Annotated in this window: 17 protein-coding genes and 1 tRNA gene; 4 read left to right on the top strand and 14 right to left on the bottom strand. The window is 66.5% G+C overall.

All coding sequences use genetic code 11. From position 1 onward, the window contains the following. Positions 1-10: 10 nt before the first annotated feature. Positions 11-1,348, top strand: coding sequence for an MFS transporter (locus tag ABS767_RS15950; RefSeq protein ID WP_408080147.1), 1,338 nt, complete (start codon positions 11-13; stop codon positions 1,346-1,348). Between the two features lie 48 nt (positions 1,349-1,396). Here the strand turns inward: ABS767_RS15950 and ABS767_RS15945 are convergent, their stop codons facing one another. Continuing rightward, entirely contained in the window at positions 1,397-1,744 is a 348-nt protein-coding gene (locus tag ABS767_RS15945; RefSeq protein WP_408080145.1) for a hypothetical protein, read from the bottom strand. A gap of 93 nt (positions 1,745-1,837) precedes the next feature. Beyond that, positions 1,838-2,716 (bottom strand): SDR family oxidoreductase, encoded by an 879-nt coding sequence (locus ABS767_RS15940; protein WP_408080143.1) that lies wholly within the window; start codon positions 2,714-2,716, stop codon positions 1,838-1,840. A 177-nt stretch (positions 2,717-2,893) separates the two neighbouring features. On the opposite strand from ABS767_RS15940, the gene ABS767_RS15935 reads away from it, so the two are divergent. Further along, on the top strand, positions 2,894-3,229 hold the full coding sequence (locus ABS767_RS15935; RefSeq protein WP_408080141.1) for a winged helix-turn-helix transcriptional regulator: 336 nt from the start codon (positions 2,894-2,896) through the stop codon (positions 3,227-3,229). Positions 3,230-3,396: 167 nt separating this feature from the next. Continuing rightward, positions 3,397-3,470: transfer RNA gene (locus tag ABS767_RS15930), tRNA-Gly, on the top strand. Between the two features lie 23 nt (positions 3,471-3,493). On the opposite strand, the gene ABS767_RS15925 is transcribed toward ABS767_RS15930, so the two are convergent. From ABS767_RS15925 to glmU, 9 genes are all read right to left on the bottom strand, one after another. Then, positions 3,494-5,173, bottom strand: a complete 1,680-nt coding sequence (locus ABS767_RS15925) for a hypothetical protein (protein WP_408080139.1) — start codon at positions 5,171-5,173, stop codon at positions 3,494-3,496. After that, positions 5,170-5,952 (bottom strand): PP2C family serine/threonine-protein phosphatase, encoded by a 783-nt coding sequence (locus ABS767_RS15920; protein ID WP_408080137.1) that lies wholly within the window; start codon positions 5,950-5,952, stop codon positions 5,170-5,172. Before ABS767_RS15920 ends, ABS767_RS15925 begins: the two co-directional genes overlap by 4 nt. Positions 5,953-5,961: 9 nt before the next feature. Next, on the bottom strand, positions 5,962-6,639 hold the full coding sequence (locus ABS767_RS15915; protein WP_408080135.1) for a vWA domain-containing protein: 678 nt from the start codon (positions 6,637-6,639) through the stop codon (positions 5,962-5,964). 83 nt (positions 6,640-6,722) lie between these two features. Then, positions 6,723-7,916, bottom strand: coding sequence for a tetratricopeptide repeat protein (locus ABS767_RS15910; protein WP_408080133.1), 1,194 nt, complete (start codon positions 7,914-7,916; stop codon positions 6,723-6,725). A gap of 75 nt (positions 7,917-7,991) precedes the next feature. Continuing rightward, a complete protein-coding gene (gene glmS, locus ABS767_RS15905) occupies positions 7,992-9,815 on the bottom strand; it encodes a glutamine--fructose-6-phosphate transaminase (isomerizing) (protein WP_408080131.1) in 1,824 nt (607 codons plus the stop codon). Positions 9,816-9,830: 15 nt separating this feature from the next. Then, positions 9,831-10,199, bottom strand: a complete 369-nt coding sequence (locus ABS767_RS15900; RefSeq protein WP_408080129.1) for a type II toxin-antitoxin system VapC family toxin — start codon at positions 10,197-10,199, stop codon at positions 9,831-9,833. Beyond that, positions 10,196-10,516, bottom strand: a complete 321-nt coding sequence (locus ABS767_RS15895; protein ID WP_408080127.1) for a ribbon-helix-helix protein, CopG family — start codon at positions 10,514-10,516, stop codon at positions 10,196-10,198. Before ABS767_RS15895 ends, ABS767_RS15900 begins: the two co-directional genes overlap by 4 nt. 31 nt (positions 10,517-10,547) lie before the next feature. Continuing rightward, a complete protein-coding gene (locus ABS767_RS15890) occupies positions 10,548-10,859 on the bottom strand; it encodes a hypothetical protein (RefSeq protein WP_408080125.1) in 312 nt (103 codons plus the stop codon). Further along, complete coding sequence (gene glmU, locus ABS767_RS15885) at positions 10,856-12,211, bottom strand: bifunctional UDP-N-acetylglucosamine diphosphorylase/glucosamine-1-phosphate N-acetyltransferase GlmU (RefSeq protein WP_408080123.1); 1,356 nt, start codon at positions 12,209-12,211, stop codon at positions 10,856-10,858. Before glmU ends, ABS767_RS15890 begins: the two co-directional genes overlap by 4 nt. 79 nt (positions 12,212-12,290) lie before the next feature. Here glmU and ABS767_RS15880 point away from each other — a divergent pair, with 79 nt between their 5' ends. Further along, positions 12,291-13,004 (top strand): HAD-IA family hydrolase, encoded by a 714-nt coding sequence (locus tag ABS767_RS15880; RefSeq protein WP_408080121.1) that lies wholly within the window; start codon positions 12,291-12,293, stop codon positions 13,002-13,004. Here ABS767_RS15880 and ABS767_RS15875 read toward each other — a convergent pair. From ABS767_RS15875 to ABS767_RS15865, 3 genes are read right to left on the bottom strand one after another with little or no spacing between them, the layout of a single operon-like run. Further along, a complete protein-coding gene (locus ABS767_RS15875) occupies positions 12,946-13,950 on the bottom strand; it encodes a nucleotidyltransferase domain-containing protein (protein WP_408080120.1) in 1,005 nt (334 codons plus the stop codon). The genes ABS767_RS15880 and ABS767_RS15875 overlap by 59 nt on opposite strands. After that, positions 13,947-14,810 (bottom strand): HprK-related kinase A, encoded by an 864-nt coding sequence (locus ABS767_RS15870; protein ID WP_408080118.1) that lies wholly within the window; start codon positions 14,808-14,810, stop codon positions 13,947-13,949. Before ABS767_RS15870 ends, ABS767_RS15875 begins: the two co-directional genes overlap by 4 nt. Continuing rightward, a complete protein-coding gene (locus ABS767_RS15865; protein ID WP_408080116.1) occupies positions 14,810-15,091 on the bottom strand; it encodes an HPr-rel-A system PqqD family peptide chaperone in 282 nt (93 codons plus the stop codon). Before ABS767_RS15865 ends, ABS767_RS15870 begins: the two co-directional genes overlap by 1 nt. Positions 15,092-15,197 lie beyond the last annotated feature (106 nt).

Genomic DNA, 15,197 nt, shown 5'->3' with positions numbered 1-15,197 from the left:
GGAACGCCGAATGACCGCCGAAACCGTCCCGACGACCGAAGCCGAGCGCGATGCGCGCGCGGTCAATACCGATGGCGCGGCGAGCGATCACAAGATCGATCCGGGCGAGATCGCGATCGGCGTCATCGTCGGACGGACGTCCGAATTCTTCGATTTCTTCGTCTATGCCATCGCGTCTGTGCTGGTCTTCCCGGCGCTGGTGTTTCCGCACCTCGACCCGCTGCAGGGGACGCTATGGTCCTTCGCGATCTTCGCGCTCGCCTTCATGGCGCGGCCGGTCGGCACGCTGATCTTCACCGCGATCGACCGCGCTTATGGTCGCGGCGCCAAGCTAACCATCGCGCTGTTCCTGCTCGGCGGGTCGACCGCGGCGATCGCGTTCCTGCCCGGCTATGAGACGATCGGCATTGGCTCGGCGTTGCTGCTCGCGTTGTTCCGCATGGGGCAGGGCGTTGCGCTGGGCGGGTCGTGGGACGGGCTCGCATCGCTGCTCGCGCTCAACGCCCCCAAGGGCAAGCGCGGCTGGTATGCGATGATCCCGCAGCTCGGCGCGCCGCTCGGCCTGATCGTCGCCAGCCTGCTGTTCATGTTCCTGATCGCGGTGCTGCCGGCGCAGGACTTCCTGTCCTGGGGCTGGCGCTACCCGTTTTTCGTCGCGTTCGCGATCAACGTGGTGGCGCTGTTCGCGCGACTGCGCATCGTCGTGACGCCCGAATATGCCGAATTGTTCGAAAACCGCGCGCTGCAGCCGGCGCCCCTGCTGGACACCATGCGCTCCGAATGGCGCACGATCATCCTCGGCGCCTTCGCTCCGCTCGCCAGCTTCGCGATGTTTCACATGGTCACGGTGTTCCCGCTGTCCTGGGTGTTCCTGTACACAGAGGAATCGCCGGTCCGATTTCTCGTGATCGAGGCGGTCGCCGCAGCGCTCGGCGTCGGCGCTATCGTCGCGTCGGGATATCTCGCCGACCGGGTCGGACGTCGCACCGTCCTGGCCGCCACCGCCGCCGCGATCGCGGCGTTCAGCGGGTTCGCGCCGCAATTGCTGGAAATGGGCGAAGCGGGCGAGGCGGCGTTCATGCTGCTCGGCTTCGTCCTGCTCGGCCTATCGTTCGGCCAGTCGTCGGGCGCGCTGTCGGCCAGCTTTCATCAGCGCCATCGCTATACCGGATCGTCGCTCACGTCCGACCTCGCCTGGCTGTTCGGCGCCGGCTTCGCACCGCTGGCGGCGCTGTGGCTGTCCGCGCAGTTCGGCCTGCTGGCGGCGGGCGCCTATCTGCTCTCCGGCGCGGTCGGCACGCTGGTCGCACTGTGGCTCAATCGCGAACTGGCGCGCACCATCGATTGACCGCTGCGCTTGGCCGGGAGGGTGGCGCCGCGCGGGTTCCGCGCGCTGCTACTCCGCCTCCGACCAGTGGGGGTAGGTCACATAGGCGGTCAGAGCCCCGTGCGCATGCGAGCGGATTTTCACGGCGTTCCCCTTGGGCATGTAGATGATCTCGCCGGGTCCAGCGGTCAGGGTCTCGCCACCGGATTCGACCGAAATCCGCCCCTCCAGCACCACCATCACATCGTCGACGACGATATCGGTCTCCAGGACCTGGTCGGGGCCGTATTTGCCATATCCGACGGTGACCGGGCCCCCTTGCCGTTGATCCGCCAGGTTCGCGGCGAAAATATCGGCATCCTGTCCGGGCGAGCGCTCGAACATGGCATCGGCGGGTTCGAATCTCAGGACTTTCATCGCTTTTCCTTTCACTGTTGGGCCATGGTCGGCGGGTGAGGGCTGCTCCACACGTCCCGCGCGACATCGCGAATCCGAACAGATCCCCGCAGGTCAGGTTTCGCGGTCGGCATAGCGGGCGCGCAGATATTCGACCGGGGTCATCGGCTTGCGACCGAGGAGTCGCTCGAGATCGCCCGTCTGGCCGTCCCATTCGCCAGCGGCAACGCCCTTGACCCAGAGCCGGACAAAGCTGGCGGCAGGCTCGGGCAGGCCTGCTTCCATGAGATTGGCGATATAGTCGCGATCCGAAACCGTTCTGAGCGGGATCGGCTTGCCACTGACATCCGACAGGATCTGCGCGATGTCGCGAAAGGAGACCGCCGGGTCACCGTACAACGCGTAATCCTTTCCCTCATGGCCGCGTTCGCTCAGCACGACCGCCTGCGCCTCGGCCAGATCGTTACGGCTGGCATATCCTGCTCTGCCCGACCCTTCGGGCGTGCGCACGCCTTTCTCCAGGGGATTGCCACCGATATAGGTCTCCAAATTCTCCAGGAATGGGGGATGACGGACAAATGTGTGATCGAGGCCCGAGTTCTGCAGCCTTTCCTCGACGAACCGATCCTCCTCGGTGACCTGCGGCAGGCGGAAGGTCGATCCGCCATTGCGGATGATCGGCATGTAGACGATGTGCCGGACACCGGCCTGTTTCGCCGCGTCGATGACGTTTTCGTGCTGCACATTGCGATCGGTAAAGGCCGTGGTCGAGACGAGCATGATCCTTTCGATTCCGTCGAAGGCGCGCACGAGCCCCTCGGAATCGAAATAGTCGCCTCGGCGCACCTCAATTCCCTTGGCAGCGAGATCCGCTGCTCTCCCCGGATCGCGCGCAAGCCCGACGATATCGGTGGCGGATACCCGCTTCAGAAGATGTTCGAGGGTCAGGCGGCCGATGTTGCCGGTCGCGCCCGTGACGAGGATCTTTGGCATGAAATCTTTCTTCCGCTCGTTGAGAGTGATGCGGCGCGGTTACGCCGCGGTTCGTGGACATCGCCCTCGAACCGACGTAAGCAGAGGCAGACTTGAATTACAGTACAGACTATTTTGTAAGTGTCGGATTTCGGAGACTTCATGACGGGGCGAAACTTCCGATGTGGCCTGGAAGCGGTGCTCGCTATCCTTGGCGGAAAGTGGAAGCCACTGATCGTGTACCACCTCGCCGAGGGCCCGAAGCGCACCGGTCAACTCCGCCGGCTGGTTACCAACGTCACCGAAAAGATGCTGATCCAGCATTTGAAGGAACTGACCGACGACGGCGTCATTCGCCGTATCGATTTCCGGACCGTTCCGCCGCATGTCGAATATGAACTGACCGATTTCGGTCAAAGCCTGGCTCTGCGCCTCGCGCCGCTCTGCGAATGGGGGACCGATCACGACGCCGAGGTCGCCACGATCGTACGACGGCGGGGTGAGGGATCGAACTCCGCCTCGCCGCCTGCGTGACGAAACGCCGCGATGAGGCCAACCGACGACTAGGGTTGCGCTCGATCGAGCCCGGTTGTGCTCGGCTCGAACATGTGCGTTGACCATCTGCGGCTTTGGTGGCAATCGAGCCGTCGCTGTCAGACGCCCGCACGGGCCTGCGGCATCAGGCGTCAGGCGCTTGAAATGCGGGTGTAGCTCAATGGTAGAGCAGAAGCTTCCCAAGCTTACGACGAGGGTTCGATTCCCTTCACCCGCTCCAGCGCCGCGCCGACCCGTTTCGACTCAGCTTGCTTCGCGCTCCTGCAGAACGGCCAGGCGCTCGGCGTAGCTTTTCGCGAGACAGGGATCGGGGTCCGGCATCAGCACGCACCGCCCCTGCTGTTCGAGCCAGCGCAGATGCTCGTCGGTGAGCGCACGTCGCGACCAGCCGCTACGGCGCGCTGCGGCGCGATCGAACTGAGCGCTGACCTGTCGTTCGGCAGCCGCGAGCTGGGGCCGTTCGCACAGGCGTCTTTCGATCCACCCCGACAGCGATGCGCATCCGTCAGACGCGACGGCCGCCTCGCCTTCGCTCGCCTCCAGCGATACGGGCGCGGTCGATAGGATGTCGCTCGATTCCATAGCGAACGCGTCGTCCAGCGACTCCACGTTCGCGCCGCGATTGTCCCGCGAAAAGCTTGCCGCACCGCCGATCACTCCGCTGAGCGCCATGAGAGGAAGCAGGATCGAGACCAGGGCGGCCACCCGCGAACCCGGACGGGGTGTCGCCGATCCCGCTGCGGTGCCGGGATGCGACCCCCACGGGGCGGCGCTCGCTCCGCCGCCCCGCCGGACGGCGCCCGGCCACGGCGCACCGGGAGTTCCCGAACCGTGCAGCGGCACCGGGCGCCGGGCGGCCGCCCGCGCGCTGGCGCGCCGCCGCTCGCGCTCGCGATGGGTGGCCGCTGCCGACAGCAACCGCGCTTCATGGGCGCAAAAGCCGCAGCCGCCGCCGAAATGCGCATGCTCGAGCGGCTTCGCTTCGCACGGGATCAGCATCCCCACGAGCCCGTCGAGATGATCGCGCCATTCGGCCGCGCTCGGGCGATCGTCGGTCGTGGTGAAGGCGCGGTCGAACAACATGCGCGTCGACCGGCGAAACGTCTTGTGAATGCTCGCAGCGCCCGGACGCGCGCCGTCGACGCGTGTCAGGCCATAGCCGTACAGCCCGGCGAGCACGCGACTTTGCAGGTCGCTCGCCTGGCTCGCGTCGCCGCTCCCGGCGAACGGGTGGAGGCCGTTGTTGAGCAGCTGAAAGATGATGACCGCCAGCCCGAACAGATCCTGCGGTTCGCCAAGCTCGGCCGGCTTTCGCCGCCAGCTTTCGGGCGCGATATATTCGTCGCTGACCTGATCGGCGGGCAGGCGGCGGCTGCGGCCGGCGATGCTGAACCCGTCGGCATCGACCACCGCCATCCAGCTGAGCGCCGGGTAGAAGCGCAGATTGGCTGGCTTCATGTCGATCATGTGATGCCCAGCGCCGTGGAGCTGGGCGAACACCGATGCGAGATTGCGCGCGACCAGGACGCGATAGCCATAATAGTCGGACAGCCCCTCCGCCCGGCGGCTCGACCGCTGGAGCAGGTTCACCAGGCTGGTCGAGCGCGAAAAATCGATTTCGGGCATCAGGAAGCCGGCGAACTTCCCCCGCCCGTCATAGAGCTTGCCCTGAGGCCATGCGATCTGGGGATAGGCGACCCCCTCGTGATCGACGGGGGGCAGTTTGGGCGCGCGCGCGAGCATCGCGTCGATCTTGCGCTCGAGCCCGTCGAGGCCCTTGCCCGGATGATAGATTTTGGCCGCCACGCCCTTTTGCCCGCGCACGGTGTGGACAGTGCCGGCAGCGCCCTCTCCCAGCCGCTCGCCGAGCCGGATGCGACGCGCGCCGGGGTCCTGTCCCGCGAAGAAGGTGACGCCGCTCATCCCGCGCGCATGCTGGCCCAGACCAGCGTCTTGTCGTCGGTGGTGCGGCTGCGCACGGCAGGGCTGTCGAGCGTCGCGTGCAAGGCGCGCTCGCCATCCTCGGAACTCGCATCCGCCAGGAACCGGGCGATGGGCTCGAAGAACGGCCGATGCGGCTCGCTCGCGCCGCCGCGCCGCTGAAGCGCGATATCGGTGACGCCGTCGGTCATCACGAACACCGTTTCGAACCCCGGATCGATCCGCGCGAACCGCAGATGCGTGCGCCAGTCGGGCTCGGTGAAGAAATAGGTGGTGTCGGCATATTCGCCATTGGCAGGCGCCGACAATCGCCAGCGCCAATCGTCGGCAAGCGCGAGCGCAGCACCGTCACCGATATGAAAGGACAATCCCCCTCGTCCAGGCACCAGCGCGACGCCGACCAGCGTGGCGTGAAAGTGATTGATCCCCACGCCGCGATCCTGCGCTGCCATGGCGAGATGCATCCGCGCGTCGATCACCGCGTCGCGGACGGCGCGACAAGCCGATGCCAGCTGGCCGAACGGGCTGCGGCACATCAGCCCCCAGTCCAGCGCCGGCTCCAGATGCGCGATCACGCGCTTGCAAATCGTCGCTGCGCCTTCACCGCCATATAGCGCCGACCCCGCTCCGTCGGAGACGACCGCGATCAATGCGCCGTTCGCGGTGGTCTTGATGCGATGGCTGTCCTGGCATGGCTGGCCCGCGGCGGCATGGCTGGGCCCCGCTACTGACGTTCCGACAAATCGCCAGTGCGGTTTCATCGGCCGCGCTCAGCCCCGTCCTGGAACCACCGCCCAGTCGGACGGAGCGGCCATCTGGATCGCGTCAGACGGTGCCGCCTGCGACCCCACCCGCGCGCTGCGGCTGAGCCAAAGGAAGAATTCGCGAAAGGCGAGACCCTTGAGCCGGAGCGGCTGGCGGGTGGAAAAGCGCGCAAGCTTGTCGAGACCCGCGTCGCCGACCCCCACACCGAACACGCTGACGCGCCCTGCCTCTTCGGCGGCACAACATTCGGCGGCCGCGCGTTCCCAGCCCAGGTCGGTCGGCTCACCATCTGTGAGGATGAACAGCCACGGCCGGTTATAGGGAATACCGTTGTCGCGATAGCGCTCCTTCTCGGCCTCGATCTCGTCGAGCGCGCGATGCACCGCGAGGCCGAGCGGGGTGGTCCCATTCGCCTCGATCTCCGGCGCCTCGAAATCGATCGCGTCGACCCAGTCGGTCACCACCTGAACATCGTTGGGAGCGCCGATCCGCAACACCAGGATGCGCACGCGCTGTCGCGCGACATCGTCGGCCTTGAGATCGGATTCGAGCAGCCGGAGTCCTTCGTTCAACGCTTCGATCGCGCCGCCCTCCGCCATCGAGGAGGAACCGTCCAGAATGACGACGCAGGGCAATCGCTGGCTGGTATTATCCGCCAGCGCGACGTCGGGGATCAGATTCACTCGGCCCTCCGAATTGGCGCCGAAACGGCGCTAATCGCTCGCGGAAACTATGGCCCGAATAACCGCGACGGGCAAGTCGCCCGCTAGCCCCCATTGTCCTTCGACGGTGCAGGTTCCGCAGTCATGTCGAGTCGCTCGACCCGGAAGCGGGGCTCGCGCACGCGACGATGGGTTCCGGTGACGGTGCCCCAGAGCGCGGTCAGGGTAAAGCGCTCGACGCGGTACGTCCCCGGCCCGTCTGCCGCGCTGGACTTGGCATAGACACGGCTCTTGACCTGCGCGATCACCGGATCGATCCAGTCCTTCGACGCATTGCTGTCGCGCAGCACCTCGATATCGTCGACGCTTCCGTCCGGGCGCACCCAGAAGCCGATGTCCGCCCAGCGCTTGTCGACCTTGGGCTCGTTCCAATGCTCGACCTTGACCGTCGTCGCCTCGCCGACCGCCTGGCGCGCGGTGCGCGGATCGTACCATTCGATGTCGAGCGGCTCCATCTTGAGCAGCATCGGCGCCTGCCCCGGCTGAGTGCGCAGCGTCGCGATCAGCGCATCGACATTGTCGGGCTTGCCCTCGGCGCGATCGAACCGCGCCGAGAGAATACGGGCGGCGAGGCGGATCTGGGACATCGCCGGCTCATCCCATTCGAGGAGCGGCGCCAGCAATTTGCGCGCATCGCTTCGCCCACCGCGCAGGTGGACCAGCGCGGCGAGCCGAACGGCCGCGATCCCCTGCACCGCCTTCTGGCCCGAACGCTCGGCGACGTTATGCGCCGCCTCGAGCACCGCGATGGCGGCCGGAATATTTCCAAGGCTGGTCTGTGTCCGCGCGACCTCGATCTGTGCGAGCAGAACTTCGGGGGCGGCTTCGGGCAGCCCGGCCTTGAGCGCGCGAACCATGCCATGGGCGCGCCGCTCATATTCCTGGCCTTCGCCCAGATGCGCGGCGATGCGCGATGCGGCGCGATAGAGGGCCGACACCTCGCGCGGATGTGCCTGCGCATGGCTGCGATTGCGTCCCGTCGCACCGCGTAGCACGCCGCGGGCGTCCTGATACTCGCCCTCGACGAACAGCGCCTCGGCGTAGCGCAGCGATGCCGCCATGTCCTCCAGCGGCGGGCATTTGCGCGCTAGGCACGCTTCATATTCCTTGCGGGCGCTGTCGACCTGGCCGGTGATGACGATGACCTGGGTGTCGTCCTGCGCCGTCCGATCCGGGGCCTTGTCCTGGACGGGAGCCGCGGCGAGCGCAGCGGCCAGGGAAATGAGATACGCGGTCACATCAGTCTCCAATCGCCATGCACCCGCCTCGCCCGCCACGGGCGACCGGTCAAGCGCGGGGCATTGGCCGGGAGTCTATTCCACCGTGACCGATTTGGCGAGGTTGCGCGGCTGATCGACATCGGTGCCCTTCGCCACCGCGACATGATAGGCGAGAAGCTGCACCGGCACGGCATAGACGATCGGTGCGATCAGCGGGTGGACCCGGGGCATCTTGATCGTCGCGAGGCAATTGTCGCCCGCCGCCGCGATCCCCTCGGCGTCCGAGATCAGCACCACCTTGCCGCCGCGCGCCTGCACTTCCTGCATGTTGCTGACAGTCTTCTCGAACAAGGGACCGCTCGGCGCGATGACGATGACGGGCACGTTCTCGTCGATCAGCGCGATCGGCCCGTGCTTCATCTCGCCCGCGGCATAACCCTCGGCATGGATATAGCTGATCTCCTTGAGCTTCAGCGCGCCCTCCATCGCCAGCGGATAGTCGGTGCCGCGGCCGAGATAGAGGACGTCGCGCGCACCGGCGACGGCGCCGGCCATCGCCTCGATCGCCTCGTCACGGCTGAGCGCATCGTTGAGCGCTGCCGGGGCTTCCGCGAGATGGAGGACGATCTCCTTCTCCTCGTCGCGCGTCATCCGGCCCTTGGCCTTGGCGAGATTGGCGGCGAGCGCGGCGAGCACCGCGAGCTGGCAGGTGAATGCCTTGGTCGATGCGACGCCGATCTCCGGCCCGGCATGGGTGGGGAGCAGCAGGTCCGCCTCGCGCGCCATCGTGCTGGTCGGCACGTTGACCACCGCGGCGATCGTCTGTCCCTCGACCTTGGCGTGGCGCAGCGCGGCGAGCGTGTCGGCGGTCTCGCCCGACTGGCTGATGACGATCATCAGGCCACCCGGCTCCATCACCGGCGCGCGGTAGCGGAATTCGCTGGCGACATCGATATCGACCGCGACGCGCGCGAACTGTTCGAACCAGTATTTGGCGACCATGCCGGCATAGTAGCTCGTCCCGCACGCAACGATGGTGACGCGGCGAATGGCGGACAGGTCGAATTCGGGAATCGGAAGCGTCACTTCCTCCTCGAGCCGCTGGAGATAGCCGCGCAGCGTCTGCGCCACGACGATCGGCTGTTCGTAGATTTCCTTCGCCATGAAGTGGCGATGGTTGCCCTTGTCGATCAGCTGGCCCGATGCGCCCGAGTTGACGATCGGCCGCTCGACCGGATTGTTCTCGATGTCATAAACTTGCGCGCCCTCGCGGGTGAGCACGACCCAGTCGCCTTCCTCCAGATAGGAGATGCGCTGCGTCAGCGGCGCGAGCGCGAGCGCGTCGGAGCCGAGATAGGTCTCGTCCTCGCCATAGCCGACGACCAGCGGCGAGCCGAGCCGCGCACCGATCAGCATGTCGGGATGGCTGCGAAACAGGATCGCGAGCGCGAAGGCACCATGGAGGCGCGGCAGCACCGCCTTGACCGCCGCGACCGGATCGAGCCCGGCCTCGACCTGTTCGCTCACCAGATGCGCGACGATCTCGGTATCGGTCTCGCTTTCGAACGTGCGGCCGCGTGCCAGCAGTTCCTCGCGCAGCGGCTTGAAATTCTCGATGATGCCGTTGTGGACCAGCGCGACCTCACCGGTCGCATGCGGATGGGCGTTGTTGGTGGTGGGACCGCCATGCGTCGCCCAGCGGGTATGGGCGATACCGACCGTGCCGGGCAGCGGGCTTTCGGCGAGAACCTTGCCCAGATTGACCAGCTTGCCCGAGGCACGACGGCGCTGAATGCCGCCATCGACGATCGTCGCGATCCCCGCCGAGTCATAGCCGCGATATTCGAGCCGCTTGAGACCATCGAGCAGGCGGTCGGCGACATCTTCGCGGCCCAGAATTCCAACGATTCCACACATGGTCTGCTCTCGACGCTAGAGGGTATAGGGGACGCGGATGCCCGGCATGTTCGCCGGAAAATCCTTCGTATTGCGGGTGACGAGGATCCGGCCCGAGATCTGAGCCGACGCCAAGATGATCGAGTCCGTAAGCTTCAGCCGCTTGCGTTCGGATCGTAGCACGGCGGCACGACGGCCAATTTCCTCGTTCACTTCGATCACGGTGAAGTGGCGCATGAAACCTTCGGCGCGATCGCCGTCATCGGGCAGGGCGCCCGTAAGCACTTCGATCCATGTCATTCGGCTGATGTACCGACGCTTGTATCGCAGCAACTCCGCCTGGGCTTCGGCGACGTCATTGAGTGTATCGATCAGAATGTTGGAGTCGAAGACAGCTTCGCTCACTTGCGGTACCGTTCGGCTTCGCGGTCATCCGCCTCGTCGAACAGGTCGGGAAATTCGGCGCGAACTTCCCAGTAATCCGCGTCCCAAGGGCGCGTGTTCTCGGCACGCAATCGTCGCTGCCAGTCGACCGCATCGCCGATATCGGTACGACCTTTCCAGATGCCGAAATACCGCTCGATTCCATCCCTGACGTCATCGGCGCGATAAGCGGAAACGGCCTCCCGCAGCACCGACGCGCGTGACTTGCCCAGCTCGGCAGCGCGCTGGTCTAGCCATTTGATGTCCTCATCAGGCAAATCGGCAAGGATGCGGGTCATTGATATATTGATATCATATCATGATATCATGTCAATGCGGGAAGTGTGTATCAACGAACGTTCGCGTAAATTCTACGGGGTCGGGCTCGTGCCCATTGGCGGTGATGAACTTCGTCCGCCCCTTGGTCCAGACTTCGTTGATGGCGCCCGCCATGCCGTCGGGAAAGCGCATGCGCTGCTCGACCATCGAGCGCCAGTCGCCGGTCGTGCCGAAAAGCTCGCGGAACTTCGGCTCCATCGAGGTCAGCTTTGCGTCGCTCTCCGCATCCAGCTCGCCGATCGCGTCGAGCACATAGCTGTCGAGCAGCCGCAGGAACGGCTTTCCGGCGTAGATGTCGCTCATTTCGCTGCCTTTCGTGCACGCATCGCCGCTCGGAACCGTTTGGCCCAGCCTGCGCGCGAGGTCTGTTCGGGACGAACCAGCGCGAGAGCGTCGATCTCGACATCCTTGGTGACGACGCTCCCCGCCCCAACGATCGCGCCGTCACCGATGCTGACGGGCGCGACGAGCGCGCTGTTCGATCCGATGAACGCACCGGCGCCGATCACGGTCGGATATTTGAAAAAGCCGTCATAGTTGCAGGTGATCGTGCCCGCGCCGATGTTCGCGCCCTCACCCACCTGCGCATCGCCCAGATAGCTGAGGTGATTGGCCTTCGCGCCCTTGCCCAGCACCGACTTCTTGATCTCGACGAAATTGCCGACCTTGCTCTGCTCGCCCAGCTCGGTGCCGGGGCGCAGACGCGCATAGGGCCCGACCTCGGCACCGCTCGCGATTTCCGCACCCTCGATGTGACAGAAAGCGCGGATCATGACGCGGTCCGCCACGCGGACGCCGGGGCCGAACACGACGTTCGGCTCGACCGTCACGTCGCGCCCCAGCACGGTGTCGTGCGCGAACCACACTGTCTCCGGGGCGATCAGCGTGACGCCGTCCGCCATTGCCTGCGCCCGTCGCGCCGCCTGCCACTGCGCCTCCAGCGCCGCCAGTTCGGCGCGGCTGTTGACTCCGGCCACTTCGACCGCGCCCGTCTCGATCACCGCCGAAGCGCGCCCGTCCTGCGCGGCAAGCATCACGATGTCGGGCAGATAATATTCACCCGCGGCATTGTCGTTGCCGACCCGCGCCAGGAGGTCAAACAGGTCGCCCGACCGCACCGCCATCAGCCCCGAATTGCACAGGGTTTCGGCGCGCTCGTCGGGCGAGGCGTCCTTATATTCGACCATCTTCGCGATCCGGCCGTCCGCGTCCGCGATCACCCGCCCATAGGCGCCCGGGTCGGCAGGACGGAAGCCGAGCACGACCGCCGCCGGCGCATCCGCGCCGTGCAGCCGGTCGACCATGCGACGCATCGTCTCCGCGCTCACTAGCGGAACATCGCCATAGAGGATCAGCACATCGCCATCGAACCCGTCCAGCGCCGTCTGCGCCTGCGCGACCGCATGGCCGGTGCCCAATTGCTCTGCCTGGTGCGCGGTCGCGACGCCGCGGGGCGCAACTGCCGCTTCGACCTGTTCGCGCCGCGCACCGACCACCACCACGGTGCGTTCGGGCGACAGACCCGCCACCGTATCGGTCAGGTGCAGCAGCATCGGCTTGCCGGCGATCGGGTGCAGCACCTTGTGCATGTCGGACTTCATCCGCGTCCCGCTTCCGGCGGCAAGGATGATCGCGGCGATCGGGCGCGTCGTCATTGGTGCAATACTCCCCTCGGCGGGCGCACTGCCATGAACATGTTGCAATTTCCATAGTGGTACAGGCATTTGACCGGCGATGCCCGATTTCCCTTTCGACATCGTCGGGTTCGACCTCGACGGCACGTTGCTCGACACCAGCGCCGACCTGCTCGCCGCGACCAACCATGCGCTGGCGCTGGTCGACCGCCCGACGCTCGCCCCGGACCGGATCAAGTCGATGATCGGCGGCGGCGCGAAGAACATGCTCAAACAGGGGTTGGAGGAATCGGGCGGCTATGACGATGCGGTGATGGCGAAGGCCTACCCGGCGCTGCTCGAATATTATGGCGACAACCTGTCGCGCGGCACCGTGCCCTTCGCCGGGCTGAGCGAGGCGCTCGACGATCTCGAGGCGCGCGGGGTCAAGGTCGCGATCGTCACCAACAAATTCGAACGGTTCGCGGTGAAGCTGGTAAGCGAAGTCGCGCTGGCGCACCGCTTTGCCTGCGTGATCGGCGGCGACACGATGGGACGCGGCAATTCGAAGCCCTCGCCCGAACCGATTAACGAGATGGTGCGCCGCTGCGGCGGCGGGCGCGCGGCGTTCGTCGGCGATTCGATCTACGACATCCTGGCAGCGAAGAATGCCGGCATCCCCAGCATCGCGGTCAGCTTCGGCTTCCTGATGCAGCCGGTCGAGGAACTCGGCGCGGACGCGGTGATCGACGGCTATGACGAACTCGTTCCGGCGCTCATCCGGCTGGGCGATAGCCTTTCCGCCACTTCGTCCAGAGATGCTTCGCCAGCATAAGCGGCGGCATCCGCAGCCAGTGGCCGCGCAGGTAAAAGGCGAATTCGGTCAGCTTGCGCGTCTGCTGCCCCCACCCGTCGCGGGCTAGCAGGCGGCGAATATAGGGGCGATCCGCAAGGCTCAGCCGCGCGCCCGCGCCAAACAGATGCGCCGCCAGCCGCACCGCCCGTTCTACCTCGCGCGTCAGCCCGTGCCGCGCCGCGCAGGCAGCCAGCTTGAGATCGAATCCATCCTCGCCGAACTCGCTGAAGAGGCAGTGGATGTCCCACAGATTGCGCAAGCCGCCCTGCAGATCGCCATCGGCGAACAAATGCGCGGCGCCATGGACGATCATCCCCTCGGGGGGCAGCACCGACAGGCCATTCCCTAGCGGCACCGCGCCGGCGATCAGCGCCGCCGCGTCGGGCGTCACCCGCGCGGTCAGCGGCAGGATCGTGTGGTGGACATCGATCATCCGGTCGCGTTCGCGATGAATCAGCGGCGGCAGCTCGTGCATCCAGCGGCGATAATAGGCGTCGTCATAGGGATCGGGCTTGACCCATTCCCACCCGGCCGCCAGCAGCAGTGCCTCCGCCTCCTCGATCCGCTCCCGCGGGACGAGAATGTCGAGATCGCCGATCTGCCGCCCCTGCCCCGCCGACAATCCTGCCGCGACGAAGGCAGTACCCTTGAGCAGCACCACCGGCATGCCGGACGGCGCCAGCGCGCGCCGCGCCATCTCCGCTTCCCACCACGCCGCCATCCGCCCCTGCTCCGCGGCCGCGCGCGCGTCTTCCAATACCCGCGCCGCCGCCTCGGGGATCTCGAGTCCGGCAACGCGGTGCGCCAGGCTGCCGATCAGCTGTTCCGCCCGCGCCGCGCACAGCAAAGCGGTCCAGCCCGCGGCATCGAGCGCCGACACCGACGCGGGATCGCGCAACGCGCGGGCGACCAGCGCGCCGCTCACGCCCATTCGCTCCACAGCCGCTCGACCAGCGCGATCGCCCCGTCCGTGTCGGGATAATCGATCGCTCGCGCCGGCACACCGCGCACCAGCCCGGTCAGCGCATCGAACCCCGCTTCACCCAGAGTCACATAGTTGGTCGATGCCTGGGTCAGCCGCACGAAACACTCGCTCGGCTCGACCGCACGCTCGGCGACGGCATGGCCAAAGGCGGGAAACAGGATCAGCGCGGGCCGCGCCGGCGCGTCGATTGCCGCGATCGCCTGTGCATCGGGGACGAGGTGGCGGATATCGCCCTTCGGCGTTCCCTTGAGCAACGGCCCCCAGCGCGCATCGGGCAGCGCCCCCTGCATCACCCCGATCGCTTCGTTCTTCAGGCTGATCAGCCGCGGAAAGCCGTGCAGCATCCCCGTTGCCGGATCGAGCAGCGCGAATTCGTCGCCCATCAGTCGCCACCCGCGCGCCATCAGCAATGCGGCCAGCGTCGACTTCCCCGCGCCGCTCTCGCCGGTCATCAGCAGCGCGCGCCCGTCCTTCTCGACCGCTGAGGCATGCAGCAGCAGATAGCGCCGCTGCCCCAGCGCCATCTGCAAATTCATCGCCATTTCCGCGGCCAGCACGCCCTGCGCGAGCGGCAGCGGCGCGGCTTCGGGAATCACGAAGTCGCCCCCCAGATGCACCGCCGGGCGGAGCCAGCGCCGCCAGAAGCGTGCAGCGAACAGGCGTACGGTGAAGTCCGGAATTCCATCCTGCGGCTGCGGATAGTCGCGATAGAGGTCGTCAAGCGCGGCGATCGGCGCGCGCCAGTCGCTGCCGATGCGGAAACCGACCGGGCCGATGCGCAGCATGGTGGCATGGCGCATCACACGCGCTCCACCAGACCCGACGCGACCAGCTCGTCCAGCCGGGCGGAGAGCGCGCCGGCATCGGGATCGACCAGATCGAACCGATCGGCGAGCGCGGCCAGCGCCTGCTCGAGCGTCAGCGGATCGCCCGACAGCAGGTCGAGCAGCTCGGGAACCGGCGAGTCTACGAGATGGGTGATGCCCGACGCGCGGTGATAGATCAGGGTCAGCGCATCGAGCGGCTCGACCCGCAGGGTCGCGGCGGGCGCGGCGCGATACCGTGGTATGGCTGTTCCCATATCGTCATCCCCGCGAAAGCGGGGACCTATCTCCTGCCGTCGCGCCACGAACCGACAGTCGTAGGTCGCGTGAAAGGTCCGGGAGATGGGCCCCCGCTTTCGCGGG

This window comes from Sphingomonas plantiphila, assembly GCF_046000505.1.
Lineage (GTDB): Bacteria > Pseudomonadota > Alphaproteobacteria > Sphingomonadales > Sphingomonadaceae > Sphingomonas > Sphingomonas plantiphila.
This window is presented reverse-complemented; position numbering and strand designations above follow the sequence as displayed.